Origin of the sequence: Micromonospora sp. NPDC002717 (assembly GCF_040295705.1) — a bacterium.
Classification (GTDB): domain Bacteria; phylum Actinomycetota; class Actinomycetes; order Mycobacteriales; family Micromonosporaceae; genus Micromonospora.
The window spans coordinates 33,394-60,103 of record NZ_JBEOVW010000016.1 but is presented as its reverse complement, the minus strand read 5'-3'; the positions used below and the strand labels follow the sequence as shown (position 1 = coordinate 60,103).

Here is a 26,710-nt window from a genome sequence, read left to right as displayed (position 1 = left end):
CACCGGCGACGTAGGCTGGCCGGCGTGACCACCAGCTCCTCCGGCTTCACCGAGACCGACCTCGGGCGTACGCGCCGCGCCCGGCGGATCGGCCGGGCGCTGACCGAGACCCACCCCGACGCGCACTGTGAACTCGACCACTCCAGCCCCCTGGAGCTGGCCGTCGCGACGATCCTCTCCGCGCAGTGCACGGACAAGAAGGTCAACGAGGTCACCCCGAAGCTCTTCGCCCGCTACCCGACCGCCGCCGACTACGCCGGGGCGGACCGGACGGAGATGGAGGAGCTGATCCGGCCCACCGGCTTCTACCGCAACAAGACCGACTCCCTGATCAAGCTCGGCCAAGCCCTCGTCGAGCGGTACGACGGCCGGGTCCCCGGCAAGCTCGTCGACCTGGTGACGCTGCCCGGCGTCGGCCGCAAGACCGCCAACGTCATCCTCGGCAACGCCTTCGGTGTGCCCGGGATCACCGTCGACACCCACTTCGGGCGGCTGGTGCAGCGCTGGCGGCTGACCGCCGAGACCGACCCGGTGAAGATCGAGCACGCGATCGGGGCGCTCTTCCCTCGGCGGGACTGGACCATGCTGTCGCACCGGGTGATCTTCCACGGCCGGCGGGTCTGCCACGCCCGCAAGCCGGCCTGCGGCGCGTGCACGCTGGCGAAGCTCTGCCCGTCGTACGGCACCGGGCCGACCGAGCCGGCGGCGGCCGCGCGGCTGCTCAAGGGCCCCCGCGCCCGGGACCTGGCGGTGGCCGCGGGGGTCGACCCGGAGCTGGTGCCCGTCCAGGCCGTCGTGGCGGAGGCACCGTGAGCGCGAGGAGTGAGCCGGTGTTGCGAGCCCCGCAGTCGCGAACCACGGTGAACCGATGAGCGCGAGGAGTGAGCCGGTGTTGCGAGCCCCGCAGTCGCGAACCACGGTGAACCGCCGACTCGCCGCCCTGCTCGTGCCCGTGCTGCTGGCCGTGGGCGGGTGCACCGCCGGCAACGGCACCGAGGAGGAGAGCGCCCCGACCGGCCGCCAGGAGGCCGCCGCGAACCGGCCGTCGCCGTTCCAGGACTGCACGGCGCTCGGCACCCCGCCCGCGTCCGGCGCCCCGGCGTCGGCGTCCAGGGGTGCGGGGCAGGCGCTGCCCGACCTGACCTTGGACTGCTTCACCGGCGGCGCGCCGGTCGCCCTCCGGGAGCTGCGCGGCCCGGCCGTGGTCAACGTCTGGGCCTCCTGGTGCCCGCCCTGCCGCGACGAGCTGCCCGCCTTCCAGCGGCTCAGCGACCGGGCCGCCGGCCAGCTCCGGGTGATCGGGGTGAACAGCGGGGACAGTCGCGAGGGTGCCCAGGCCATCGGCGAGGACTTCGGGATCCGTTTCCCGGTGCTGGTCGACCGGGGCGAGCGGCTGAAGCAGGAGTTGAGGCGCAAGGCCATCCCCCTGACCGTCTTCGTCGACGGGCAGGGCAACGTCCGGCACGTCGACTCCTCCGGCACGCTCGACGACGCCCGCCTGGCGGAACTGGTCCGGCAGCACCTCGGCCTGACGGTGCCGGCGTGAGCCGCGGGCGCGCAGGTGCGGGCGGGCGCCGCCGGTGGGCGCGGTGGGGCGCGGAGGTGACGGCGTGAGCCGACAGCCGCCGGGCTGGCTCGACCCGCTGCTCGCCCGGCTCGGCAGTGCGCGCAGCGAGGACTTCACCAGGCTGGCCACCCCGGAGACCGGCGGGCGGGAGAGCGCCGTGCTGGTGCTGCTCGGCGAGGAGCCCGGCGCCGGCCCGGACGTGCTGATCCTCCAGCGGGCGGCCACCCTGCGCAACCACGCCGGCCAGCCGGCCTTCCCCGGCGGCGCGGCCGACCCGGAGGACGCGGACGCCCTGGCGACCGCGCTGCGCGAGGCCAACGAGGAGGTCGGCCTCGACCCGGCCAGCGTCACCGTCCTGGCCGAGCTGCCGAAGCTCTGGATCCCGGTCAGCGACTTCGTGGTCACCCCTGTGCTCGCCTGGTGGCACGCCCCGCACCCGGTGCACCCCAGGGAGCCGGCCGAGGTGGCGCACGTGGCCCGGCTGCCGGTCAGCGAGCTGGTCGACCCGGAGAACCGGATGCGCGTACGCCACCCGAGCGGCTGGATCGGCCCGGCGTTCTCGGCGCGCGGGATGCTCGTCTGGGGCTTCACCGCCGGGGTCCTGGCCGCCCTGCTGGAGATGGGCGGCTGGGCCCGCCCGTGGCCGCGCGACCGGGTCGTCGACCTGCCGCCGACCGGGGCCACCCCGGCACCCTCGGCCGGCACGGACGCGGTGGACGAGACTCCGGTGCGCTGAACGGACGGTCACCTTCCGCACGCGATGGTAATTTCGCGGGCCGGGTGCCCGTACGCTTGACGCGTGTCCGCCGTGGATCTCGTACTGCTGCTGCTCATGCTCGTGTTCGCGATCAGCGGATACCGCCAGGGCTTCGTCATCGGGGTGCTGTCGTTCAGCGGCTTCTTCCTGGGCGCGCTGGTGGGTCTCCAGGTCGGGCCGCTGCTGGCGCAGCAGTTCGTCGACAGCGGCACCCGCGTGCTGATCTCCCTGGTGGCGGTCTTCGGGCTGGCGGTGGTCGGCCAGGCGCTCGCCGGCTGGGTCGGTTCCCACCTGCGCAAGGTGATCACCAGCGACGTGGGCAGGCGGGCCGACGACGTCGGCGGGGCGTTCGTCTCGCTCTTCGCCGTGCTGCTGGTCGCCTGGCTCGTCGCGGTGCCGCTGGGCTCGTCGTCGCTGCCCTGGCTGGCCTCCTCGGTCCGCAACAGCGCGCTGCTCACCGTGGTGGACCGGGTCCTGCCGGACCAGGCGCAGCAGCTCTCCACGGCGCTGCGGGACACCGTCGACACCAACGGCTTCCCCGACGTCTTCGGCGACCTGGCGCCCACCCGCGCCCGGCAGGTGTCCCCGCCCGACCCGGCGCTCGCCGGCTCGCAGGTGGTGGTCAACAGCCAGCGGTCGGTGGTCAAGGTGCTCGGCTCCGCCCCGAGCTGCTCGCGCCGCATCGAGGGCTCCGGCTTCGTCTACGCGGACGACCGGGTGATGACCAACGCGCACGTCGTCGCCGGCACCCGCTCCACGGTCGTCGAGCTGAACGGCGACCGGTACGACAGCAAGGTGGTCGTCTACGACCCCGACCGGGACCTGGCCGTGCTGCACGTGCCCGGGCTGCCCGGCCCCTCGATGCGCTTCGCCGCCGGCAACGCGGGTAGCGGCGCGGACGCTATCGTGCTGGGCTTCCCGCTCGACGGGCCGTACAACGCCCAGTCGGCGCGGGTCCGGGACGTCGACCGGATCACCGGGCCGGACATCTACTCCGCCGGCAACGTGACCCGGGAGATATACACGATCCGGGCGCTCGTGCAGAGCGGCAACTCCGGCGGCCCGCTGGTCTCGTCGAACGGGCTGGTCCTCGGGGTGATCTTCGCGGCGGCGGCCGACGACCCGAACACCGGGTTCGCGGTGACCGCGGCCGAGGCCCGCCCGGTCGCCCTGGCCGGCGCCGAGCGCACCCGCGCCGTCGGCACCGGCGAGTGCACCTGACCGCTGCCCGCCGGGTCGCGGGGGCGACGGGAGGCACCCCGGTCGGCGTCGGCGCGGAGACCCGTCAGCGCGGTGCCACACCGCCCGCCGGCCCTGGTTCCGACGGCGGTCCCAGCCGCCCGGCGTGCGCCGGCCCATGTCCTGACGGCTGTTCCCGGCGGTCGGCACCCGATGGGCCGGGCTCTGCCGGCCGGCCCGGACGGTCCGCGCTCGGCGGGCGCTGCCCGCGTCGGTCCGGGCGGCCGGGCGGGGTGGCCCGCCAGACGGTCAGGGCGGCGGCGGTCGCGGCGACCACGGCCACGCCGAGGAGCCAGCCGGCCAGGACGTCGCTGGTCCAGTGCACGCCGAGGGCGACCCGGCTGAAGCCGGTCACCAGGGCGAGCAGCAGCGCGGCCGCGACCACCACCCGGCGGGCGACGGGCCCGGCGTGCGGGAGGAACACCACCAGCAGCACCCCGGCGGCCAGGGCGGCGTTGAGCGCGTGCCCCGACGGAAAGGCCAGGCCGGGCGCCTGGGCCACCGGGTCGGGCAGGTCGGGCCGCGCCCGGCCGAAGAGCAGCTTGAGCAGTGGGCTGAGCAGGCCGCCCACCGTCATCGTGACGGCGACCCAGACCGCCAGTTGCCGGGCCCCCCGCCCCACCAGCCAGAGGACCAGGACCAGTGCGCCGACACGCAGCGGCATCGGGGCGAACACGTCGGTCCAGAGGGACATCAGGCGTACCCACGCCGGGTGGTCGGCGGCGTAGCCGGCCAGCGCGTCGGTCACCGCCGTGTCCAGCCGGCGCAGCGGGGGCCAGTCTCCCAGGACCAGGAGCGCCAGCAACGTGAACGGCACCACCACCAGGAACGCGGCCCCGACGGCGAGGGTGAGCCGCAGGCCGCGGGAGTGGTCCGGGTGCAGGCGGCGGCTGCGCCACGAGGGTCGCGGCGGCGCGGCGAGGGTACGCGGGCCCGACGTGCTCATGGCATCTGTTCTACCCGGGACACGGGCCGGTCAGACGCGGACCGGGCAGTCGGATCGCCCTCGCCGTGCGGGTGCTGGTCGGGTCGGCCCGGCCGCCGCCCCAACCCGCCGGCTCGGCCGCCGCCCCAACCCGCCGACTCGGCGCCTTCGCCCCCACCCGCCGGCGCGAACTGCCAACTCGCCGGCGCGAACTGCCAACTCGCCCGCCGGCTCAGCTCGCGGGCGGGCGGCGCTCCACCCGGGCCGGGCGACGCGGGGCGGCCAGCGGGGTCCACTGGCGGAACCGGCGCACCATCAGCGCGGCCCCGGTGAGCAGGGCGACGAAGAGGGCGGCCCCGGTCCAGAGCCGCTCCGGCGTGGCCTCCTCGTGGGTGCCCGCCGGCTGCGCCGCCCAGCGGGTCTGCCCGCGCGGCACCGTGAAGCCGAGCTGGTCGCTGCCGGCCCCGGAGACGTCGGCCTGCGCCGAGCCGGGCGCGGGACCGAACCCGACCACGCCGGGCGAGGACTGGTCGTCGAGCGGGTTGCGGCCCACCGGGGTCACCTCGGCGTCCAGCGCGGCGACCGGGTCGACCAGGCCGTATCCGAACTGGTCGTCCCGACCGGTCGGGCCGATGTCGCGGGCGGTGGTCAGCAGCCGGTTCACCACGTCGCCGGCGGACAGCCGCGGGTAGCGGGCCCGCACCAGCGCGGCGGTGGCGGCGACCAGCGGCGCCGCGAAGCTCGTGCCCTGCACGCGCCAGTAGCCGCCGGGGCGGGCCCCGACCAGGCCGGTGGCCGGGGCGGCGAGCACCGTGGCCTGCCCGGTGATCGACCCGGACCAGAGGTCGTCGCTGTCGCGGTCCAGCCCGGCGACCGCGATCACGCCGGGCTCCCGGGCCGGGTACCAGACCTCTGAGCTGGACGAGGCGGCCACGTTGCCGGTGCAGGCGATCACCACCACGTCCCGGGCGAAGGCGTAGTCGATCGCGGCGGCCAGGGCGGCGCTGTCGCCGCTGCCGCCGAGGGACAGGTTGATCACCTGGGCGCCGTTGTCCACGGCCCAGCGCACACCCTTGGCGACGATCATCGCGTCGTCGTAGCGGTTCTCGGCGTCGAGGACACGGACCGGAAGGATCCGGGCTTCCGGCGCGAGGCCGACCGCGCCGCGCTTGTCGTCGTTCCGCCCGGCGATCAGCCCGGCCACGGTCGTGCCGTGGCCGACCGGGTCGGGCTCGTCGGCGGAGCCCCCGGGGTCGACCAGGTCGAGGCCGGGCAGCACCTGACCGGCCAGGTCGGGGTGGGAGGCGTCCACCCCGGAGTCGATCACCGCGACGGTGACCCCGCGCCCGGTCGAGCTGCGCCAGGCCGCCTTCGCCTGCAACGCGTCGAGCTGCCACTGCTCGTCGCGGATCTGGTCGGGGCGGCTCTGGCTGTCGGTGGGCGCGAGCGGCACCGGGACGGCGGCGACCGGTGGGGCGGCGGCGACCGGTCGGGGGGCGGCGTCGGCCGGGGTGACCGGCCCGGCGACCGAGGCGACGGCGGCCGCCACCCCGAGCAACGCGCGTCCGGCGATCCGCCGGCCCGCCGGCGGACAGCTGTGCCGCACCGTGGTCACATCCTCAAGCCGTTCATCCCAGACGCAAACATGACGATCGGAGATTACCGGTTCCCCGCGGCCTTGCGGGGCGATCCGGGGACACCCGTCACGGCGACGGCAGATACGCCAGCTGGACCAGCCGTACGCCCTCGCGCCGGGTGACGAGCCGGCCGCGTCCCGGGGGCAGCGGACCGGGCCGGACCGGGCCGACCAGCGCCCCCTCGTCCGGGCTGCCCGCCATCACCAGCCCGGCCGTGGACAGCTCGCGGAGGCGCTGCACGATCGGCTCGTACTGGGCCCGGCCGGCGCCGCCGGAGCGCCGGACGAGCACCAGGTGCAGCCCGACGTCCCGGGCGTGCGGCAGGTGCTCCTCCAGCGCGCGCAGCGGGTTGGCCGGCCCGCCGGCGACGAGGTCGTAGTCGTCCACGAGCACGAACAGCTCCGGCCCGGACCACCACGACCGCTCCCGCAGTTGCGCGGGGGTGACCTCCGGCCCGGGAGCCCGGCCGTGCATGTAGCCGGCGGCCGAGTCGATCAGCTCGGTGGTGTGCGCCGCGGCGGAGCCGTACCCGATCAGGTGTGGGGCCTCGGTGAGGTCCGACAGGCTGCGCCGGTAGTCGACCAGGATCACCCGGGCCTGCTCGGGGGTGAACCGGGTGATGATCGAGGTGGCCAGCGCGCGCAGGAACGACGACTTGCCGCACTCGGCGTCGCCGAAGACCACGAAGTGCGGCTCGGTGGCGAAGTCCAGCACCACCGGGCGCAGGTCCGCCTCGGCGATCCCGACCGGGATGCGCAGGCCGGTGGTCGAGGTCAGGTCCAGCTCGGCGTACGGGAGCACCGGCGGCAGCAGCCGCACCGGGGGCGCGGCCGGCCCCGTCCAGTTCCCGGCGACCTGCTTGACGAGATCGGTGGTGTCCCCGCCGGAGGCGGCCAGCTGCGGCAGCGCGGTGAGGAAGTGCAGGCTCTCCGCGGTGACGCCCCGGCCGGGGGTCTTCTCCGGCACGTTCGTCGCCGCCCGGCGGGCCACCAGCGAGTCGGACGGGTCGCCGAGGCGCAGCTCCAGCCGGGAACCGAAGAGGTCCCGGATTGCCGGCCGGAAGTCCAGCCAGCGCACCGCCGTCGCCACCACGTGCACCCCGTACGACAGGCCGCGGGTGGCCAGGTCGGTGACGAGCGGCTCCAGGTCGTCGTACTCGCCGCGCAGGGTGGCCCAGCCGTCCACCACCAGGAACACGTCGCCGAACGGGTCGGCGCCCGGCTGGCCGGTGCCGGCCGCCGCGGCCCGCCGCTGTCGCCAGGCGGCCATCGACTCCACGCCCAGCTCGGCGAAGCGGCGTTCCCGGTCGACCAGCAGGGTGGCGATCTCGCCGACCGTACGCCGGACGGCCGTCGGGTCGGCGCGGCCGGTGACGCCCCCGACGTGCGGCAGGTCGCGCAGCGCGGCCAGCCCGCCGCCGCCGAAGTCGAGGCAGTAGACCTGCACCTCGGCCGGGGTGTGGGTGAGCGCCAGCGCGCAGATCAGCGTGCGCAGCGCCGTCGACTTGCCGCTCTGCGGCCCGCCGACGACCGCGACGTGCCCGGCGGCGCCCTCCAGCGACAACCAGAGCAGGTCGCGGCGCTGCTCGAAGGGCTTGTCGACCACCGCCACCGGCACCTGCAACGCGCCGTGCAGCTCCGGGTTGCCGAAGGCGAGCCCGCGCGCCGGGTCGGCGGCGACCGGCCCGAGCAGCTCGTCCAGCGCCGGCGCCCGCCCGAGCGGGGGCAGCCAGACCTGGTGCGCGGGCGGGCCCTGGCCGGCCAGCCGGTCGACCATCAGCTCCAGCAGGCTCCCGGTGTCGCCCTCGTCGGCCGAGGCGGTCAGCGCGGGCGGCCCGACCGGCTCCGGCTTCGGCACGAGGTGCGTGGAGAAGGAGAGCAGGCGCGGGGCTCCCGCGCCGCCCGCGCCCGGTGCCGCGTCGCGTCGGCGGAGCACCCCGGAGACGTACGCGGCCTTGAACCGCACCAGCGGCTCGGTGCCGAAGCGCAGGTAGCCGTGCCCGGGGGAGCGGGGCAGCTCGTGCGCGTCCGGCACGCCGAGCACCGTCCGGGACTCCAGCGCGGAGAAGGTCCGCAACCCGATCCGGTACGACAGGTGGGTGTCCAGCCCGCGCAGCCGCCCCTCCTCCAGCCGCTGCGAGGCCAGCAGCAGGTGGACGCCGAGCGACCGGCCCAGCCGGCCGATCTGCACGAAGAGGTCGATGAAGTCGGGCTTGGCCGAGAGCAGCTCGGAGAACTCGTCGCAGATCAGCAGCAGCGACGGCAACGGGGCGAGCGGGGTGCCGGCGGCGCGGGCGCGTTCGTAGTCGCGCAGGCTGGCGAAGTTGCCGGCCCGGCGCAGCAGCTCCTGGCGGCGGACCAGCTCGCCGTTGATCGCGTCGACCATCCGGTCGACCAGCGGGAGCGCGTCGGCCAGGTTGGTGATCACCGCGGCGGTGTGCGGGAGCCGGTCGAAGGAGGCGAACGTGGCGCCGCCCTTGAAGTCGATCAGCACGAAGTTGAGCTGCTCCGAGCTGTGCGTGGCGGCCAACCCGAGCACCAGCGTGCGCAGCAGCTCCGACTTGCCGGAGCCGGTTGCCCCGATCAGCAGGCCGTGCGGCCCCATCCCGTCCTGCGCCGACTCCTTGAGGTCCAGCTCGATGGCGCCGCCGTCGGTGCCCACCCCGATCGGCACCCGCAGCCGCTCCCGGGCGGAGCGGGGCGCCCAGCCCTGCTCGGCGGTGAAGCCCGCCGGGTCGCCGAGACCGAGCAGCTCGGGCAGGCCCGGCTCGGCGCCCGGCGGGGCGTCCGGGCCGCGTACGGCGGTGGCCAGCCGCAGCGGGGCCAGCCGTCGGGCGATCGCCTCGGCGTCGACCGGGTCGAGCCGGTCCGCCGTGCCCACCTCGGCGTGCCCCTCCGCGGAGTGGGAGTGCAGCCGGCCGTGGCGCAGCTCCAGCAGCAGCGCGAACCGGTCCAGCAGGCGTGGCGGCGGGGTGTCCAGGTCGATCACCGTCACCGCGTCGATGCCGCCGTCCCCGGTCAGGTCGGTGGCGCCGGTCAGGTCGCCCCCGTCGAGCACCACCACCACGTGCGGGCCGTCGGTGGCGGGCCCGGCCGGGCTGAACCGGGACCGGCTGGCCAGCACCTCGTCGAGCAGCCGTTCCAGCTCGGCCGCCGCGCTGGTGACCAGCCGCACCGGGCCGAGGGCGTCGGTGCGGGTGGGGTGGTGGGCGTGCGGCAGCCACTTGACCCACTCCCAGGCGGCCCGCCGCTCCGGCCCGGCGCAGACCGCGACGAGCAGCTCGTCCGGGGCGTGGAAGACCGCGAGCTGGGCGAGCATCGCCCGGGCCAGCGCCTGGCCGGCCGACCCGTCGCCCGGACCGCCGGTGGCGTCCCGGACGAAGACCCGGGCGAAGCTGCGCAGCGAGAGTGCCACCGGCAGGTCGGGCACCACGGAGTACGCGTCCAGGAACCGGCGCAGCGCGCCCGCCGTCATCGGCTCCAGCTCCTCGAGCGGGCGGGTGACCGGCGGGACCAGCGGGGTCGCGAGGGTCTGCGGGCCGACGGCGACCCGGACCACCGCGAAGTCCGGGTCGGCGGGGCGCCGTTCCCAGACCCGGTGGCTGTCGACGGTCGACCAGAGCCGGCCGGGATCCGGGTGCCGGTAGTAGAGCCCGGCGCGCTGCTGCCCGGCGGTGTGCCGGACCCGGCGGCGCAGCGCGGTCAGGTGCCGCAGGTAGTCCCGCCGGGCGGCCATCATCTCCGACTTCTTCGGGGTGCCCGAGGCGCTGCCCCACGAGGTCACCAGCATGGCCAGCGAGGAGAGCCCGAACATGGCCCCGACCACGTACGAGTACGCCCCGCCGCCGCGACCGAACATCATCGCCATCGCCACCGTGCCGCCGAGCATCGGCAGCACCATCAGCAGCTGCTGCCAGCGCCCGCCGGCGACGGCGGGGATCTCCGGCGGCGCGTCCACCGGCAGCTCGCCGACCGGGATCTCCGGCGCCGGACGTCGGGGTGGCCGCTTGATGACGACGGTGGACACTCGACCTCCTGACAGCGCTCGGTGACCCGAGCCCGACACATGGTAGGTAAAGTCCTGTCGTCCGCGCAGCCACCAACCCCGTTCGATATGGAGGCCGGTCGATGACAGTCGGGTTGGCCCGGGTCACCATCAGCGCCCCCCAGCGGCGGGTCGACGTCGCCCTGCCCGAGCAGGTGCCCCTGGCCGAGCTGCTGCCCGAGGTGCTGCGGCACGCCGGCGAGGGCCTCGCCGACGACGGCGAGCGGCACGGCGGCTGGGTGCTGCGGCGCACCGACGGCGCGGTGCTGGCCACCGCGCAGGCGCTGCTGCCGCAGGGCGTCCGCGACGGGGAGGTGCTGCACCTCGTGCCGGCCCACGCGCAGTGGCCCGAGCTGGAGTACGACGACGTGGTCGAGGCGATCGCCGACGGGGCCCGGCGGCGCGGCGGCGCGTGGTCGTCCGCCGCCACCCGGGCCGCCGCCCTGGCCGGGGCGGCCGTGCCGCTGGCCGTCGGGCTGCTCGCCCTGGCGGCCGGCGGGCCCGGACACCGGGCCGGCTGGCCGGCCGCCGCCGTGGTGGCGCTGCTGCTCACCCTCGCCGGGGTGGTGGCGTCCCGCGCCCACGGGGACGCCTCGACCGGCGCGACCCTCGGCGGCTACGCCCTGCCGTACGCGGCCCTCGCGGGCGCCCTGGCGGTCAGCTCCGGCGACCCGGTCGGGCCGGTCGCCGGCCTGCGCTGGCTCGGGGCGCCCGAGCTGCTGGCCGGCTCGGTGGCGCTGCTGCTGGTGTCGGTGCTCGGGCTGGTCGGCATCGCCACCCGGCTCCGGGTCTTCGTGGCCGGCGCCACCGCGGGGTCCGCCGGCGCGCTGGCGGCGCTCGGCGGCCTGCTGCTCAGCCCGGCCGGGACGGCGGCGGTCCTGCTCTGCGTGCTGGTCTTCGCCGTGGGGGCGGTCCCGCTGCTGGCCATCCGGCTCGGCAAGGTGCCGCTGCCCCCGATCACCCTGCCGACCGGCGAGCCGGGCGACGCCGACCGGGCCCGGGACCTGCCCGACCGGGACCGGGTCTACGCGGCGGTCGCCCGCACCGAGGAGATGCTCACCGGGATGCTGCTCGGGCACGCCGTGCTGGCGGTGGCCACCGCGCTGGTCCTCGGCCTCTCCGGCGGGCTGGCCGGCCGGCTGCTGGTGGCGGTCGCCGCGACCGTGCTGCTGCTCCGCTCCCGGCTCTTCGTGGCGCTGCGCCACCGGGTGCCGACCGTGGTCGCCGGCCTCGCCGGGTACGCCGTGCTGGGCGCCGTCCTCGCCGAGCGTTCCGGTCCGGCCGGTCGGCTCGCGCTGGTCGTCGGCGGGCTGGCGCTGGCCCTGCTGGCGGTGGCCGCCGGCACCACGTACGCCCGCCGCCCGGTCTCCCCGTACGTCGGTCGGGTCGCCGACCTGGCCGACACCGCCCTGGTGGTCTCCGTGGTGCCGGTGGCCTGCGCGGTGCTCGACCTGTACGAACGGGCCCGGGGGCTGCTCGGCTGAGCGGCCCCCGGGCCCGTCGACGTCTTCGGTGCCGGGGTCAGTGCGTGGACTCGCCGCGCTCCTCGGCCTCCTTGGCGCGCCGGTACGACGCCGCGATCTCCGCCTCGGCCTCCTGCCGGCCGACCCAGGTGGCGCCCTCGACCGACTTGCCCGGCTCGAGGTCCTTGTAGACCTCGAAGAAGTGCTGGATCTCCAGCCGGTCGAACTCGCCGAGGTGGTGGATGTCCCGCAGGTGCTCCTGGCGCGGGTCCTCGTAGGGGACGCAGAGGACCTTGTCGTCGCCGCCCTTCTCGTCCGTCATCCGGAACATGCCGATGGTGCGGCACCGGATCAGGCAGCCCGGGAAGGTGGGCTCGGGCACCAGCACGAGCGCGTCCAGCGGGTCGCCGTCCTCGCCCAGGGTGCCCTCGATGAAGCCGTAGTCCGCCGGGTACTGCGTGGAGGTGAAGAGCGTGCGGTCCAGCCGGATCCGGCCGGTCGCGTGGTCGACCTCGTACTTGTTGCGGTGACCCTTCGGGATCTCAACCGTCACGTCGAAATCCATCTGCACGCTCCCTCGTTGCCCACGCTGGCTAACGGAAACCAGCGGCACGCCGCTCCCGTCGGGTGAATGCCCACCCGCCGGCTCCGGCCGCCGCATAGTGTTCGGACCGAAGTAGTGTCACCCAAGCAGATTTCGCGGGGGGAGGAGGGGGTCGTGGGGAGGGAAGATTCACACTACCGCCCGGAGGGCGGTGCTGGACGGGGGACCGGTCGATCTGCTTCCGGCGGGGCCACCGGGCGGTTCCCGGTGCCCGACGCCCACCTTCCCCGCACGCCCGGGTCGCCCGGCGACGCCGGCCCGGCTGCGTACGGCCAGCCGCCCCGGCCCGGGCCGACCGACCTCTGGGCCGCTGCCGCGACCCGCCCCGCCGGCGGGCCTCCCGAGCCGGTCGCCCCTCCTCCGGCCGCTCCCCCGACGCCCGGCCCGGGACGCCGCCGGGGCCTGCCCGTCGCCCTGGCCGCGGTGCTCGTGCTCGTGCTCGCCGCCGTCGGGATCGCCGTGGTCCGGCCGGGCCCCATCGCCGACTGGCTGGGCGACGAGCCGGCCGACCGGAGGGCCACGCAGGCGGCGGAGCCGGCGCCCGGGGCGGTGCTGTCCGGCGCGGACGCGAACGCCCCGCTGCCCACCCCCGAGGGGGTACGCGCCGCACTCGCCCCGCTCGTGGACGTGTCCGCGCTCGGCGACCGGGTCAACGTCTCGGTGGCCGACGTGGCCACCGGCCAGCCGCTCTTCGGCCGGGGCGAGGACGACGGCACCGTGCCCGCCTCGGTGACCAAGCTGGTGACCGGGGTGACGGTGCTCGCCGCCCGCGGCCCCGCGTACCGCATCCCGACCCGGGCGGTCGCCGGCCCGAACCCCGGCGAGGTGGTGCTCGTCGGCGGCGGCGACCCCACGCTGGCGGTCGACAAGAAGGGTTTCTATCCCGGGGCGGCGCGCCTCGACGACCTCGCCGGCCAGGTACGCACGGCGCTCGGTGGCACGGAGCCGACGAAGGTGACGGTCGACTCGTCGCTCTACTCCGGCCCCGTTTACGAGCCGGGATGGGACGAGGACATCCCCACCGGCGGCTACGGCGGCGCGATCACCGCGCTGATGACCGACGGCGCCCGCGGCGACGTGCCGCGCGCCAAGAAGGACGACGCGGCCGGCAACCACTGGGCCGAGCGGGTGGCGCAGCCCGACCTCGCGGCCGGCCGGGCCTTCGCCCGGCTGCTCGGCGTGCCGGCCGACACGGTGAAGCGCGGCACCGCACCCGCGGCGGACGGCGGCGCCGCGACCGGCACGCCCGGGCCCGGCACCGAGCTGGGCAAGGTGGAGTCGCTGCCGATGGTCCGGCTGGTCGACATCATGATCAGCGACAGCGACAACATCATCGCCGAGGCACTGGCCCGCCAGGTCGCGCTGGCCCGCAACGAGCCCGCCTCCTTCGAGGGCGCCGGTGCGGCGATGGACGCGGTGGCGGGGGAGCTGGGCCTGCCGGCCGACGAGCTGTCCCTCGCCGACGGCAGCGGGCTGTCGCGCAGCAACCGGATCAGCCCCTCGCTGCTCACCGACCTGATCACGCTCGCCGGCGACGGCAGCCGCCCCGAACTGGCCGCGATCTTCGGCGGCCTGCCCGTGGCCGACTGGTCGGGCACCCTCGCCGACCGGTACGGCACGGCGGCGACGAAGGCCGGTGCCGGGGTGGTCCGGGCCAAGACCGGCACCCTGACCAAGGTGCACGCGATCGCCGGCGTGGTCAGCACCGCCGACGGGCGGCTGCTCACCTTCGCGGTGCTCACCGACGCGGTGCCGCCCGACGGCCAGGAGGCCGCCCGGGTGGCGCTGGACCGGATCGGCGCCGCCCTTGCCGGCTGCGGCTGCCGCTGACCGGACAGGGCGGGGCGCGGCCGGCGGCGATCACGCCGACGCGAGCCCGGGCCGGGGTGTCCCGGCGCGGGTACGGTGGGTGCATGGCGCAGTTCGTGGACTGGGATCTGGCCGCCGCGACCGCGGGGGCACTGGGCAAGTCGGGCCCCCGGGTGTCGTACGCCGAGGCCACCGACGTGGTCGGCGACCTGCGGCGGTTGACCGACGAGGCGGCGGGGCACGTCGCCGACTACACGGGGCTGCGCTCGCAGGTGGCGCACCCGCCGGTGCGGGTGGTGGACCGCCGGGACTGGGCGGCCGCCAACATCGCCGGGCTGCGCGAGGTGATCACGCCGCTGGTCGGCCGGCTCACGAAGGACAAGCAGCCGGGCCCGCTGACCGAGGCGATCGGTTCCCGGCTGACCGGAGTGCAGGCCGGCACCGTGCTGGCGTACCTCTCCGGCCGGGTCCTCGGCCAGTACGAGGTCTTCTCTGCTGACCCCGGGCAGTTGCTGCTGGTCGCGCCGAACATCGTCGAGGTGGAGCGGAAGCTGGAGGCCGACCCCCGCGACTTCCGGCTCTGGGTCTGCCTGCACGAGGTGACCCACCGGACCCAGTTCACCGCCGTGCCCTGGATGCGGGCGTACTTCCTCAGTGAGGTGCAGGCCTTCGTGGACGCGTCGTCGAGCGGCGGGGAGCACCTGCTGGAGCGGCTGCGCCGGGGCGTGGCCACCCTTGCCGACGCGGTGAAGGACCCGGAGAGCCGCACCAGCGTGCTGGACATCGTGCAGACCCCGGCGCAGCGGGCCGTGCTGGACCGGCTCACCGCGCTGATGACCCTGCTGGAGGGGCACGCCGAGTTCGTCATGGACGGCGTCGGTCCGGAGGTGATCCCGAGCGTCGAGCGGATCCGGGCGGGCTTCAACCGGCGCCGGGAGGCCGGCAACCCGCTGGAGAAGGCCATCCGCCGGCTGCTCGGCGTGGAGGTCAAGATGCGCCAGTACGCCGAGGGCCGCAAGTTCGTGCACGGGGTGGTCGACCGGGTCGGCATGGACGGCTTCAACAAGATCTTCGGTTCGCCGCTCACCCTGCCCCGGCTGGAGGAACTCGGCGACCCGGACGCCTGGGTGGCCCGGGTACACGGGCCGGTCGGCCCGGTCCAGGCCACGGGCTGACCGTACGCCGTGGCCGCGCTCGCCCCGCCGGTGGCGGCGATCCGGGTGGCGGTCCGCCGCGCGTTGGCCGACCTGCCGCCCGGGGGCCCGGTGCTGGTCGCCTGCTCGGGCGGGGCGGATTCGCTCGCGCTGGCCGCCGCGACCGCGTTCGTGGCGCCCCGGCTGGGTCGCGCCGCCGGCCTGGTGACGGTCGACCACGGCCTCCAGGAGGGCTCGGCGCAGCGGGCCGCGGCGGTGGCGGCGTGGGCCCGCGAGATCGGCCTGGCGCCGGTCGAGTCGGTGCGGGTCGACGTCGCCGGGCGACCGGGCGGGCCCGAGGCGGCCGCCCGCGAGGCCCGCTACCGGGCGCTCGCCGAGGTGGCCGGCCGGTACGGGGCGGCGGCGCTGCTCACCGGGCACACCCGCGACGACCAGGCGGAGACGGTGCTGCTCGCGCTCGCCCGCGGCGCCGGCCCGCGCGGCCTGGCCGGGATGCCAGCCCGGCGGGACCTCGACGGGGTGCCCCTGCTGCGCCCGCTGCTGGAGGTCGGCCGGGAACAGACCCGCAAGGCGTGCGCGATGCTCGGGCTGAGCCCGTGGGAGGACCCGCACAACGCCGACCCCTCGTACGCCCGCGCCCGGGTGCGGGCCGACGTGCTGCCCGCCCTGGTCCGCGCGCTCGGGCCGGGGGTGCTGGACAACCTGGCCCGGACGGCCCGGCTGGTGGCGGCGGACAACGCCGTCCTCGACGAGCTGGCCGCCGCCGCGCTGGCCGACGTCCGCCATCCCGACGGAGGGCTCTCGGTGGGCGCCCTGGCCGCCCTCTCGCCGGCGGTGCGCGGCCGGGTGCTGCACGCCTGGGCCCGGGAGCTGGGCGCCCCGCCCGCCGCCCTGTCGTACCGGCACGTGACCGCGCTGGACACGCTGGTCACCGGCTGGCGGGGGCAGGGGGCGGCGTACCTGCCGGGCGGGCTGCGGGTGGTCCGCCGCGACGGCCGGCTCACCCCCGCCGTCCCCCGCTGACGGGGTCTGTCACCGCGGGGCGGGAGGGGACGTGGCGGGCGTCGACGCCGTTCGCGGGGGCGCGGGAGCCGCCGGGAGGCGGTAGACATGGCGCATGGCGTACCCCAGACAGCCGCTCTTCGCGCCGCACGGCGCGGTGGCGACGAGCCAGCCGCTGGCCGCGGCGGCCGGCCTGGCGGTGCTGCGGCGCGGCGGCAACGCCGTCGACGCCGCGCTGGCCACCGCGATCACCCTCACCGTGGTGCAGCCCCCGTCCAACGACATCGGCGGCGACCTCTTCGCGATCGTCTGGGACGGTGAGCGGCTGCACGGCCTCAACGCCTCCGGCCGCTCCCCGGCGGCGCTGACCCACGAGCTGGTGCTCGCCGCGACCGGCGGGCGTGGCGCGGCCCCGGTCGAGGCGCTCGGCGGCGCCCAGTCGGCGGGGCCGGCGATGCCCGCCCGGGGCTGGCTGCCGGTGACCGTGCCCGGCGCGCCGGCGGGCTGGCGGGACCTGCACGACCGGTTCGGCTCGCTGCCCTTCGCCGAGCTCTTCGCCGACGCCATCGGCTACGCCGAGCACGGCTACCCGGTCTCCACGGGCGTGGCGGCGACCTGGTCCCGCGCGCTCGCCGCGCACGCCGGCCTGACCGGGCCGGAGTACGCCGAGTTCGGCCGGGTGTTCGCGCCCGGCGGCCGGGCGCCCCGGCCCGGCGAGCGCTGGCGCAACCCCGACGCGGCGGAGACCCTGCGGCGGATCGCCACCACCGGGGCGGAGGACTTCTACTCCGGCGGCATCGCCGAGGCGCTCGACGCCCACGCGGCCCGCACCGGAGGTCTCCTCACCGGTGACGACCTGGCCCGGCACCGCTCGACCTGGGTGGCCCCGGTGGCCGCCCGCTACCGGGGGCACGAGGTCTGGGAGCTGCCGCCGAACGGGCAGGGTCTGGCCGCGCTGCTGGCGTTGCACATCCTGGACGGGGCGGACCTCGCCGCGCTGCCCCTCGCCGAGCGGCTGCACCGGCAGATCGAGGCGGTGAAGCTCGGCTTCGCCGACGCGCACGCCCACGTCGCCGACCCGGAGCGGGTGCCCGTGCCGACGCGGGCGCTGCTCTCGCCCGGTTACGCGGCGTCCCGCCGGGCGCTGATCACCGAGCGGGCCGGGGAGCCGACCGCGGGCGACCCGGAGCGCGGCGGCACCGTCTACCTCTGCGCCGCCGACGCCGGCGGCATGATGGTCAGCCTGATCCAGTCGACCTACCTGGCCTTCGGCTCGCACGTGGTGCTGCCCGGGCACGGCTTCGCCCTGCAGAACCGGGGGCTCGGGTTCCGCCTGGACCCCGCGCACCCGAATGCGGTGGGGCCGGGGAAGCGGCCGTTCCACACGATCATCCCGGGCTTCCTGACCCGGGACGGGCGGCCGGTGGGGCCGTTCGGGGTGATGGGCGGCCACATGCAGCCGCAGGGGCACGTGCAGCTCGTGTCGGCGACCCTCGACGGCGGGCTCGACCCGCAGGCGGCGCTCGACGCGCCGCGCTGGTACTGGCACGCCGGGCGGTCGGTGCTGGTCGAGCCGGAGCTGGTCGGCACCGCCGAGGGCCGGGCGGCGGTCGCCGAGCTGCGGGTCCGTGGCCACGAGATCGCCGTCGCCGACGAGCCGGCGGTCTTCGGGTACGGGCAGGCGATCTGGCGGCTGCCGGACGGCGGCTACGTCGCCGGCTCGGAATCCCGGGTGGACGGCGCGATGGGCGGCTGGTGACCGCGTCCGGTCAGCCGACGGCGGCCGGTGAGCGGGCCGGGCGGCGGCTGGACCGGGGAATAGGGCGGCTCAGACCCCGACCCGGTCGCGGAAGGTGGCCCGGTAGGTCTGGGGCGTGGCGCCGACGCGGCGGGTGAAGTGGTGCCGCAGCGCCGCCGCGTCGCCGAAGCCGGCCCGGTCGGCGACCGCCTCCACGCTGAGCCGGGTCTCCTCCAGCAGTCGGCGGGCCAGCAGCACCCGCTGGTTGGTCAGCCAGTCGTGCGGCGTGGTGCCCGTCTCGGCCCGGAACCGCCGGGCGAACGTGCGCGGGGCCATCCCGGCCCGGGCGGCCAGCTCGTCCACGGTCACCGGCCGGTCCAGGTGCCCCATCAGCCACTCCAGCACCGGTTCCAGCGTGGGTGCCTCGGGGGTCCTCGGAATGGGGGCCTCGACGTACTGGGACTGCCCGCCGTCGCGGTGCGGGGGGACCACCATCCGGCGGGCCAGCCGGGTGGCCGTCGCCGAGCCGTGTTCCTGGCGGACCAGGTGCAGGCAGGCGTCGATGCCGGCCGCCGTGCCGGCGCTGGTGATGAGGCGGTCGTCCTGCACGTAGAGCGAGTTGCACCGGACCTTCGCCGTCGGGTGGCGGTGTTGCAGCTCGTCGACGTATCGCCAGTGGGTGGTGCACTCCCGGCCGTCGAGCAGGCCGGCCTCGCCCAGCACGAACGCTCCGGAGCAGACGCTGAACACGTACGCCCCGCGGTCGGCGGCCCGGCGCAGCGCGTCGAGCACCGGGGCCGGCACCGTGGAGCCGTGCTCGTGGGCCGGCACGGCGACCAGGTCCGCGTCCTCCACCGGCCCGAGGTCCGCGTGCGGGGTCAGCTGGAAGCCCGACGTGGTGCGGACCGGCCCGCCGTCGGGGCTGCACACGTGGAACCGGTAGCCGGGGAACCCGTCGGCGGTGCGGTCGGTGCCGAAGACCTCGGCGAGGACGCCGAGCTCGAACGCGGCGACCCGGTCCAGGGCGAGGACGGCGACCGAGCTGAGCATGTGACGAGGGTAACCGAACGAGTGGCAGGAAATCGAGGGCGAGTGGCATTCCTGCCACTGTCCGGCCTGTCGGGCTCGGCGCAGACTGGGTGCAGTCCGGTGCGCACCGGCGGCGAAACCGACAGCAATCATGCGAAAGCGAGCGCCGCCATGGAGTTCCTGTTCTTCCTCTTCTTCTTCCTCCTCCTCGCCGCGGCCTCGGCCGCCGGCCTCACCGCCGACAGCCGGGACTCGGCCGACTGGAAGCCGACCGACGACGGCCGCCGGTGGCGGTCGCGTACCTGCTGAGGTGATTGGTGGCCTTCGCGTCATTCATCCCGTGCGGGACCGCTCCAAAAGGGGCGGCCCCGCCGACGGAGGCCATCCGGCGTACGGCAGGCTAGGAGCCATGGCTGACGGCTCCTGGTACGACGCCGACATCGACCACGTGATCATCTCCGAGGCGCAGATCCGCGAGAAGACCGCGGAACTCGCCAAGCAGGTCTCGGCGGACTACGCCGACGTCGATGACGGGCTCCTGCTGGTCTGCGTGCTCAAGGGCGCGGTGATGTTCATGGCCGACTTCGCCCGGGCGCTGGGCCGCAACGGACCGCCCGCCGAGCTGGACTTCATGGCCATCTCCTCCTACGGCCAGGGCACCACCTCCTCCGGCGTGGTCCGCATCCTCAAGGACCTGGACCGGGACATCGCCGGCCGGCACGTGGTCGTCGTCGAGGACATCGTCGACTCCGGCCTGACCCTCTCCTGGCTGCTGCGCTACCTGGAGTCCCGCTCGGCGGCCAGCGTCGAGGTCGTCGCGCTGTTCCGCAAGCCGGACGCGGTCAAGGTGCCGGTGCCGGTGAAGTACGTCGGCTTCGACATCCCCACCGAGTTCGTCGTCGGCTACGGCCTCGACTTCGGCGAGCGCTACCGCGAGCTGCCGTACGTCGGCGTACTCAAGCCCGAGGTCTACGCCCGGGCCTGAGCCCCTCTCGCATCGGCGTCCATCGAGCGGACGTTCAGCGGGCTCTCAGCCAGGCGGACTACGGTATAGGTCGGTGGCGTGGAGGCATCCTCCACGCCCGACCCCTCGAACCGCTGGACCGGGCGGTCGGGCGGCCGGGCGCGGAGCTCCCGCCACGTCGGCTGGACCCGGTTCGCCCGACGCGCAGGCTGCTGGGCTCGCGAACTCGCTCCGCGCGCACGATGTTCCGTTCGTGCGCGACTGCGGGGCTCGCAAGCTCACTCCTCGCGCACACGGTGTACCGTCGAATGACCGCGGCGCGGCAAACTTCGCGCCTCGGGGTCGAGTCGGCCCGCACGGCGGCTCCGGCCGCCGCCGCAGGCGGCGACACCATCAGACGGACAGGACGTCGATCAGGAGGATGCGGGCGCCTTAGCGCTCGACAACAGCATGGAACGTACGCGTTTCTTCCGCCGACCGGTGGTCTGGATCATCCTGGTCATCCTCGGCGCCGTTGTGCTCAGTCAACTGTTCACCGCTGGTCCCAGCTACCACCGGGTGGACACGTCCATCGCGCTCGACCAGCTCAACAAGGGCGGCATCGAGAAGGTCGTCTTCCAGGACAAGGAGCAGACGCTCCAGCTCGACCTGAAGGACAAGGCCAAGTTCGGTGACACCACCACCGACCGGATCGAGGCGCAGTTCCCCTACGAGGTCGGCGACGAGGTCTGGAACGAGGTCCTCGAGGCCAAGGCCAACAACCGGGTCACCGGCCCGGCCGACGCCAAGGTGTCGTCCGACAGCATCTGGGTGAGCCTGCTGGTCAACCTGCTCCCGATCGCCCTGCTGGTGCTCCTGCTGCTCTTCTTCATGTCGCAGATGCAGGGCGGCGGCTCCCGGGTGCTCAACTTCGGCAAGTCCAAGGCGAAGATGATCACCAAGGACACGCCGAAGACTACGTTCGCGGACGTGGCCGGCGCCGAGGAGGCCGTCGAGGAGCTGCACGAGATCAAGGACTTCCTGCAGAACCCGGCGAAGTACCAGGCCCTGGGCGCCAAGATCCCGAAGGGCGTGCTGCTCTTCGGCCCGCCCGGCACCGGTAAGACGCTGCTGGCCCGCGCCGTCGCCGGCGAGGCCGGGGTGCCGTTCTACTCGATCTCCGGCTCCGACTTCGTCGAGATGTTCGTCGGTGTCGGCGCAAGCCGGGTCCGCGACCTCTTCGAGCAGGCCAAGGCGAACGCCCCGGCGATCGTCTTCGTCGACGAGATCGACGCCGTCGGCCGGCACCGCGGCGCCGGCATGGGCGGCGGCCACGACGAGCGCGAGCAGACCCTCAACCAGCTGCTCGTCGAGATGGACGGCTTCGACACCAAGGGCGGCGTCATCCTGATCGCCGCCACCAACCGGCCGGACATCCTCGACCCGGCGCTGCTGCGCCCGGGCCGCTTCGACCGGCAGATCCCGGTGGACGCCCCCGACATGGAGGGCCGCAAGGCGATCCTGCGGGTGCACGCCAAGGGCAAGCCGTTCACCCCCGACGTCGACCTCGACTCGGTGGCCCGGCGCACCCCGGGCTTCAGCGGCGCCGACCTGGCCAACGTCATCAACGAGGCCGCGCTGCTCACGGCCCGCAAGGACCAGCGGGCGATCACCAACGACTCCCTGGAGGAGTCGATCGACCGGGTGATCGCCGGTCCGCAGCGCCGGACCCGGGTGATGAGCGACCAGGAGAAGAAGATCACCGCGTACCACGAGGGTGGGCACGCGCTGGTCGCCTGGGCGCTGCCGCACGCCGCGCCGGTGCACAAGGTGACGATCCTGTCCCGCGGCCGGTCGCTGGGCCACACCCTGGTGCTCCCCACCGAGGACAAGTACACCCAGACCCGCGCCGAGATGGTCGACACCCTGGCGTACGCGCTGGGTGGCCGGGCCGCCGAGGAGTTGGTCTTCCACGAGCCGACCACCGGCGCCGGCAACGACATCGAGAAGGCCACCCAGCTGGCCCGCGCGATGATCACGCAGTACGGCATGAGCTCCAAGCTCGGCGCGATCAAGTACGGCACCAGCGGCGACGAGCCGTTCCTCGGCCGCAACATGGGCCACGAGCGGGACTACTCCGACGCCGTCGCCGCCGAGATCGACGGCGAGATGCGGGCGCTGATCGAGCTGGCCCACGACGAGGCCTGGGAGATCCTGGTGGAATACCGGGACGTCCTGGACAACATCGTGCTGGAGCTGATGGAGAAGGAGACCCTCTCCACCGCCGACATGGCCCGGATCTGCGCCCGGGTGGCCAAGCGGCCGCCGATGGCGCCGTACAACGGCTTCGGCAAGCGCCAGCCCTCCACCGAGCCGCCGGTGCTCACGCCGGCCGAGAAGGAGGCGCTCAAGGTGCAGGCCCAGGCCGACGGCGCCCAGGCGACGGTCGGCGGCACCACCTCGACCAGCTCGAACAACTCGGACGGTACGCACTGAGCACCGACCCGACGGCCAGTTCCCGGGACGACCGGGGACTGGCCGTCTCCGCGACCGAGCCCGACGGCGACCTCGACTACGTGGCCGCGCGCCTGATCAGCGGCAAGCTCACCGGCCGACCCGTCGAGGACACCGTGGACCTCGGGCGGATCGAGAAGGCGGTCCGCGAGATCCTCATCGCCGTCGGGGAGGACCCGGACCGCGACGGGCTCCAGCAGACGCCGGCCCGGGTGGCCCGCGCGTACGCCGAGCTCTTCGCCGGCCTGCGGGTCGACCCGGCCCAGGTGCTCAGCACCACCTTCGAGGCCAACCACCAGGAGCTGGTGCTGGTCCGGGACATCGACGTGATGAGCCTGTGCGAGCACCACCTGCTGCCGTTCCGGGGCAGCGCCCACATCGGCTACATCCCGGGGCCGGACGGCCGGATCACCGGCCTGTCCAAGCTGGCCCGGCTGGTCGAGGTCTTCGCCCGCCGGCCACAGGTCCAGGAGCGGCTCACCTCGCAGATCGCCGACCTGCTGATGGAGCAGCTCGCGCCGCGCGGCGTGGTGGTGGTGCTCGAGTGCGAGCACATGTGCATGGCGATGCGCGGCATCCAGAAGTCGGGTGCCCAGACCATCACCTCGGCCGTGCGGGGCACGCTCCAGCACGACGCCAAGTCGCGGGCCGAGGCGATGGCGCTGATCATCCCCCGCTGACCGGGACCGACCCGAAAACGGCCGGTCGACCCGCACTCCGGGTCGGCCGGCCGCTCGCGTGTCCGGACGTCACGCGACGGCCCCGCCCAACCGGTCAGCATCGAGAGTCGCGTTTCCGAGGCGCGGCGCGGCGACTGCGCGCGCCCAGCCGACCGGCATCGCGAGTCGGGTTCCGAGTCGCGCGCGGCGGCTCCGCTCAGCCGGCCAGCATCCTGCCTTTCCGGGCCCCTCAGCCCGCCAGCATCGCGAGCAGCAGGCCCGCGCTGACCAGCACCGCCGGGACCAGGCACACCAGCGCGCCGAGCCGGGCCGTGCGGTCCACCCGGCCACCCTCCCCGGCCGGGAAGAGCCGCCCGACGCCGAGCCAGCCCGCCGCGAACGCCACCGCCGGCATCGGCAGCCCGCAGAGCAGCGCCGCCACGCTCGCGGCCCCGGAACCGGTCGCCACGAACAGCGCCACCTGGAGCAGCGGCACCAGCAGGGCCAGCGGCGCGTACAGCAGCAGGTTGCGCGGGCGCGCCGGCCAGGCGGCCAGGCGGGGCAGGCCGCGCGCGGCCAGCGCGGCGTCCGCGGCGTCCGCGCGGCCCCGGGCGGCGCGGAGCGCGGACAGCACCGCAGCCGGCCCACCCGCCATCGACCGGGCCGCCTCGGTCAGCTCAGGCGGCGTCGGGACCAGCGAGATCGGTGGTACGCCCCGCTCGCGCAGCCGGGTCTCCTGTGCCGCGAGCCGGGTGCGGACGGCGGTCAGCTCCTCGCGGGCAGCCTGCACCGACCGGGCCTGCTCACCGGCAGCGGTGGCCGCGTCCCGGCGTACCCCGTCGAGCTGCCGGGCGGCGGCGAGGTAGTCGGTCCACGCGGCGGACACCGGGTCGCCGCCCGCGACGGCCCCCGGCGCCGCGTCGGGCCCACCCGGCGGTGGCCCGGCGGCGCCCCGCTGGCGTCCCGGCACGGCGTGCGCCGGCCTGCTCCGCGCCCCGCTGCGGGTCATGTCGGCTCTCCCTGCTCCGCGAAGGGAACCAGCACCGTGCCCTGCTCACCCGGCCCGTCCCAGAGCGCCGCCCGGCCCGGGCGGGGTCGCCACTCCACCGGCCGGCCGAAGACCGACGCGAGCTGGGCGCCGGGCAGGTCCACCACCGCCACCGCGGCGAGCTTCTCGACCTCGCCGTCGGGCTCCAACAGCGCCGCGAAGGACGGCGCCGTGCGCCAACGGCCGAGCAGGTGCCGCCCGGCGGGCGGGCCCTCCCGAAGCAGCGCGCGCAGCCGCTCCGGGGGCAACTGCTCCGGCGACGGCACATCCAGGCCGAAGACCACCAGGTACGCCGGCTCGACGGCGTCCACGGCGGTGAGCAGGCCGCCGACGTCCACCGTCTCGACCGGGTGCCGACCGGCCAGCTCGGCAGCCAGCGCGTCGGCCAGCGGCCGGCAGTCGTCGTCCGGCGCGGCGAGCACGAAGCGGGCGGTCCCCGGCGCGTGGTGGGCGGCGGTGCTGCGCGCCGCCGTGGCCAGCAGCCGGGCCGCCTCCGGGCCGGGGCCGAGGACGGCCAGGTTGCGCCCCGGGGCCGGCCCCAGCGGCACCGCGACCGTGGTCCGGGGCACGTCCACGGCCCGGCCCAACAGGGCGGCGGGGCCGGGCGCCCGCCCGGCCAGCGCGGCCCGGTGCCGCGGATCGTTGCGCAGCAGCGGGCGGGCGTAACCGGCGAAGACCACCGGCGGGGCGGACCCCTCCGGTCGTGCCGACCAGAGCCGCTGCCGCAGCTGCCCGACCGTGTCGGGATGGTCCTGCGGGTCCGGGAAGCGGACCATCCGCTCGTGCCCCCGGATGGCGCCCCGGGGCCCGCCCAGCCCGCCCGCGGTGTTCACCACCGCGCTGCCCACCGGCAGCCCCGCCGCCGAGTCGTTGGTCGGCTCCAGCACCGCGCCCCCGCCGGGCAGCGCCACCCGCACCGGGAACTGCCCCAGCACCGAGTCGCGGTCCGTACGCGAGCCCAACCCCAGGTCGCCCTCGCCGGCCAGCACCAGGTGCACCCCGTACGCGCGCCCCGTGCGGGCCAGCGCGTCCAGCCGGGCGGCGGCGTCCACGGCCAGCCGGTCCCGCTCGGCGAAGAGCAGCGGAAGATTGTCCAGCACGCAGACGATCCGGGGCATCGCGCGGTGCTGCCGCAGCTCGGCGAAGCGCTGCCCGCCCGCCCGGCTGCCGGCCTCCTCGCGGCGGCGCACCTCCGCTGTCAGCTCGTCGAGCAGGCTCAGCACGTACTCCCGGTCGGCCGCCATCGCCGCGGCCCGGACCTGCGGGATCCACGACCGGTCCCGCTCGGTCTGGAGGAACTCCACGAAGGACTCGGCGTCGGCGAGGTCCACCAGGTAGAGGGCCAGCTCCTCGGGACCGTACCGGGCGGCCAGACCGAGCAGCGCCGTGGTGAGGAAGGTGGATCGGCCCGCGCCGGAGCGGCCGCTGACCAGCCAGTGCGGGGTCAGCTCGGTGAACCCGAGCGACACCACCCGCCCACCCGCGTCGCCGACGGTCGTCGCGAGCCCGTCAGTCGCGGTCGCCGTCCACAACTCCCCGTCGGGCGGCGGCAGCAGGTCCGTCAGGGCCAGCCGGGAACCCGCCTCCACCTGCGCGGCCAACCGGCGGCACACCGCGTCGACGAGGTCGCTGGGCGGATCCGCCTCGACGAAGACCGGCGAGTTCAACCCGCCCGGAGGCTCCGCGCCGGGGCCCGCGAACGACCCGCCCGGCGGATCACCCAGCAGCGCGTACGCGTTCCGGATCGCCAGCGTGGTCGCCTGCGGCAGCGGGGCCCGATCGGCGTACGGGCCCGCCGGGGGCCAGCCGGCCACCACGAGGTGCAGCCCTGCGGACCGGCCCTGCTCGGCCAGCGATTCCACCCGGGCCAGGTCGGTGGGGCCCGTCAGGTCGGGCAGCGCCGCGATCACCAGCAGCAGCGTCCGGTCGTGCCGGCGACGCCCGCTCGCCCCCGGGGCCACCCACTGCTCGGCCTCGGTGAGCACGGCCCGCAGGCCCGCCACGTCCACCGCCGGGGGCGGCAGCAGGCCCGCGTCGGCGAGCGCCGCGAACGGCTCCAAGGTCGTACCCGTCGCGTCCACCGCGCGGACCAGCAGCGCCCCGGCTGGGGTCGCCGCCAACAGCCGCAGCAGTACGGCCCGGAGCAGCCCCGCCACCCGGGGATCCCGGGCGTCGGTGTCCACGGCGAGATGTGCCGTGCCGAGCAGCGGCACCAGCGCGGGGAAGCGCGCGTCGTCGAGCGGCGCCGCCGTGCCGACCCGGACGAAGGCGGGCGGCCCCTCGCCGGCAGGTGCGGTCGGGGCGACCGCCTCCAGGGGAGCACCCGCCCAGCCCGGGGCCAGCACCGCCGCCGCGGACCGGAGGCGGTCGGCCAACTCGTACTGGCGGTGCTGGTCGGCGGGAACGGGACGGGTGTCGTCGAGGATTCCGGCGGCGGCGGTCGCGGTGGCGGCGGCCTGCCGGTGCATTGCGGCGGCGCGGTTCGTCCGTGCCTTCGGACCGGTCACCGCGTCCACCCCCTCTGTCCGAGGTTGGCAACCCCTCCCCGCGCAGAGACGGTAACCCAGCCGGAGCGGCT

The 26,710-nt window shown here is 75.8% G+C and carries 19 protein-coding genes and 1 pseudogene; 13 read left to right on the top strand and 7 right to left on the bottom strand.

Annotated features, from left to right (window positions below):
* Window positions 1–24 precede the first annotated feature (24 nt).
* The 4 genes from nth (at window position 25) to ABT006_RS23105 (ending at window position 3,545) form a co-directional block, all read left to right on the top strand.
* On the top strand, window positions 25–813 hold the full coding sequence (nth, locus tag ABT006_RS23120) for an endonuclease III (RefSeq protein ID WP_350709471.1): 789 nt from the start codon (window positions 25–27) through the stop codon (window positions 811–813).
* A 106-nt stretch (window positions 814–919) separates the two neighbouring features.
* Window positions 920–1,546: a TlpA family protein disulfide reductase gene (locus ABT006_RS23115; RefSeq protein ID WP_350709635.1), complete on the top strand. Its 627-nt coding sequence runs from the start codon at window positions 920–922 to the stop codon at window positions 1,544–1,546.
* A gap of 64 nt (window positions 1,547–1,610) precedes the next feature.
* Entirely contained in the window at window positions 1,611–2,303 is a 693-nt protein-coding gene (locus ABT006_RS23110; protein ID WP_350709469.1) for an NUDIX hydrolase, read from the top strand.
* 63 nt (window positions 2,304–2,366) lie between these two features.
* On the top strand, window positions 2,367–3,545 hold the full coding sequence (locus ABT006_RS23105; RefSeq protein ID WP_350709467.1) for a MarP family serine protease: 1,179 nt from the start codon (window positions 2,367–2,369) through the stop codon (window positions 3,543–3,545).
* Between the two features lie 238 nt (window positions 3,546–3,783).
* Here ABT006_RS23105 and ABT006_RS23100 read toward each other — a convergent pair.
* From ABT006_RS23100 to eccCa, 3 genes and pseudogenes are all read right to left on the bottom strand, one after another.
* Window positions 3,784–4,509, bottom strand: a pseudogene (locus ABT006_RS23100) (phosphatase PAP2 family protein); the annotation flags it as partial.
* Between the two features lie 211 nt (window positions 4,510–4,720).
* The gene (gene mycP, locus ABT006_RS23095) at window positions 4,721–6,094 is read right to left on the bottom strand and encodes a type VII secretion-associated serine protease mycosin (RefSeq protein ID WP_350709465.1); all 1,374 of its coding nucleotides are present in this window, start codon (window positions 6,092–6,094) and stop codon (window positions 4,721–4,723) included.
* Window positions 6,095–6,191: 97 nt separating this feature from the next.
* Window positions 6,192–10,151: a type VII secretion protein EccCa gene (gene eccCa, locus ABT006_RS23090; protein WP_350709463.1), complete on the bottom strand. Its 3,960-nt coding sequence runs from the start codon at window positions 10,149–10,151 to the stop codon at window positions 6,192–6,194.
* A gap of 101 nt (window positions 10,152–10,252) precedes the next feature.
* Here eccCa and eccD point away from each other — a divergent pair, with 101 nt between their 5' ends.
* Window positions 10,253–11,653: a type VII secretion integral membrane protein EccD gene (gene eccD / locus ABT006_RS23085; RefSeq protein ID WP_350709461.1), complete on the top strand. Its 1,401-nt coding sequence runs from the start codon at window positions 10,253–10,255 to the stop codon at window positions 11,651–11,653.
* 37 nt (window positions 11,654–11,690) lie between these two features.
* On the opposite strand, the gene ABT006_RS23080 is transcribed toward eccD, so the two are convergent.
* Entirely contained in the window at window positions 11,691–12,197 is a 507-nt protein-coding gene (locus tag ABT006_RS23080) for an inorganic diphosphatase (RefSeq protein ID WP_091107853.1), read from the bottom strand.
* A gap of 441 nt (window positions 12,198–12,638) precedes the next feature.
* Between ABT006_RS23080 and dacB the strand changes: the two genes are divergently transcribed.
* The 4 genes from dacB to ABT006_RS23060 all read left to right on the top strand — a co-directional run bounded on the left by dacB (window position 12,639) and on the right by ABT006_RS23060 (window position 17,960).
* On the top strand, window positions 12,639–14,066 hold the full coding sequence (gene dacB, locus ABT006_RS23075) for a D-alanyl-D-alanine carboxypeptidase/D-alanyl-D-alanine endopeptidase (protein WP_350709633.1): 1,428 nt from the start codon (window positions 12,639–12,641) through the stop codon (window positions 14,064–14,066).
* An 83-nt stretch (window positions 14,067–14,149) separates the two neighbouring features.
* The gene (locus ABT006_RS23070) at window positions 14,150–15,220 is read left to right on the top strand and encodes an Rv3626c family coenzyme F420 biosynthesis-associated protein (RefSeq protein WP_350709459.1); all 1,071 of its coding nucleotides are present in this window, start codon (window positions 14,150–14,152) and stop codon (window positions 15,218–15,220) included.
* A gap of 9 nt (window positions 15,221–15,229) precedes the next feature.
* Complete coding sequence (gene tilS / locus ABT006_RS23065; RefSeq protein ID WP_350709457.1) at window positions 15,230–16,222, top strand: tRNA lysidine(34) synthetase TilS; 993 nt, start codon at window positions 15,230–15,232, stop codon at window positions 16,220–16,222.
* Between the two features lie 94 nt (window positions 16,223–16,316).
* Window positions 16,317–17,960 carry a gamma-glutamyltransferase family protein gene (locus tag ABT006_RS23060; RefSeq protein WP_350709455.1) on the top strand — a complete coding sequence of 548 codons (1,644 nt, stop codon included), beginning with the start codon at window positions 16,317–16,319 and terminating at the stop codon, window positions 17,958–17,960.
* Window positions 17,961–18,029: 69 nt separating this feature from the next.
* Here ABT006_RS23060 and ABT006_RS23055 read toward each other — a convergent pair whose 3' ends face one another.
* Window positions 18,030–18,989, bottom strand: coding sequence for a GlxA family transcriptional regulator (locus ABT006_RS23055; protein ID WP_350709454.1), 960 nt, complete (start codon window positions 18,987–18,989; stop codon window positions 18,030–18,032).
* A gap of 150 nt (window positions 18,990–19,139) precedes the next feature.
* Between ABT006_RS23055 and ABT006_RS23050 the strand changes: the two genes are divergently transcribed.
* From ABT006_RS23050 to folE, 4 genes are all read left to right on the top strand, one after another.
* Window positions 19,140–19,277, top strand: a complete 138-nt coding sequence (locus tag ABT006_RS23050) for a hypothetical protein (RefSeq protein ID WP_350709452.1) — start codon at window positions 19,140–19,142, stop codon at window positions 19,275–19,277.
* A gap of 100 nt (window positions 19,278–19,377) precedes the next feature.
* Window positions 19,378–19,953 (top strand): hypoxanthine phosphoribosyltransferase, encoded by a 576-nt coding sequence (hpt, locus tag ABT006_RS23045; protein WP_350686506.1) that lies wholly within the window; start codon window positions 19,378–19,380, stop codon window positions 19,951–19,953.
* A gap of 429 nt (window positions 19,954–20,382) precedes the next feature.
* Entirely contained in the window at window positions 20,383–22,407 is a 2,025-nt protein-coding gene (ftsH, locus tag ABT006_RS23040; RefSeq protein WP_350709450.1) for an ATP-dependent zinc metalloprotease FtsH, read from the top strand.
* A 38-nt stretch (window positions 22,408–22,445) separates the two neighbouring features.
* Window positions 22,446–23,105: a GTP cyclohydrolase I FolE gene (folE, locus tag ABT006_RS23035; RefSeq protein ID WP_350709631.1), complete on the top strand. Its 660-nt coding sequence runs from the start codon at window positions 22,446–22,448 to the stop codon at window positions 23,103–23,105.
* A gap of 229 nt (window positions 23,106–23,334) precedes the next feature.
* On the opposite strand, the gene ABT006_RS23030 is transcribed toward folE, so the two are convergent.
* Together ABT006_RS23030 and ABT006_RS23025 are read right to left on the bottom strand one after the other, a co-directional pair.
* On the bottom strand, window positions 23,335–24,093 hold the full coding sequence (locus ABT006_RS23030; RefSeq protein ID WP_350709448.1) for a hypothetical protein: 759 nt from the start codon (window positions 24,091–24,093) through the stop codon (window positions 23,335–23,337).
* The gene (locus ABT006_RS23025) at window positions 24,090–26,648 is read right to left on the bottom strand and encodes an FtsK/SpoIIIE domain-containing protein (protein WP_350709446.1); all 2,559 of its coding nucleotides are present in this window, start codon (window positions 26,646–26,648) and stop codon (window positions 24,090–24,092) included. Before ABT006_RS23025 ends, ABT006_RS23030 begins: the two co-directional genes overlap by 4 nt.
* Between the last annotated feature and the right edge of the window lie 62 nt (window positions 26,649–26,710).

Bases quoted from the DNA above. Each gene is read 5' to 3' on its own strand.
- ABT006_RS23055 (WP_350709454.1), bottom strand. From the start codon at position 18,989: ATGCTCAGCTCGGTCGCCGTCCTCGCCCTGGACCGGGTCGCCGCGTTC.
- ABT006_RS23080 (WP_091107853.1), bottom strand. From the start codon at position 12,197: ATGGATTTCGACGTGACGGTTGAGATCCCGAAGGGTCACCGCAACAAG.
- ABT006_RS23060 (WP_350709455.1), top strand. From the start codon at position 16,317: ATGGCGTACCCCAGACAGCCGCTCTTCGCGCCGCACGGCGCGGTGGCG.
- eccD (WP_350709461.1), top strand. From the start codon at position 10,253: ATGACAGTCGGGTTGGCCCGGGTCACCATCAGCGCCCCCCAGCGGCGG.
- ftsH (WP_350709450.1), top strand. From the start codon at position 20,383: ATGGAACGTACGCGTTTCTTCCGCCGACCGGTGGTCTGGATCATCCTG.
- hpt (WP_350686506.1), top strand. From the start codon at position 19,378: ATGGCTGACGGCTCCTGGTACGACGCCGACATCGACCACGTGATCATC.
- ABT006_RS23030 (WP_350709448.1), bottom strand. From the start codon at position 24,093: ATGACCCGCAGCGGGGCGCGGAGCAGGCCGGCGCACGCCGTGCCGGGA.
- ABT006_RS23050 (WP_350709452.1), top strand. From the start codon at position 19,140: ATGGAGTTCCTGTTCTTCCTCTTCTTCTTCCTCCTCCTCGCCGCGGCC.
- ABT006_RS23070 (WP_350709459.1), top strand. From the start codon at position 14,150: ATGGCGCAGTTCGTGGACTGGGATCTGGCCGCCGCGACCGCGGGGGCA.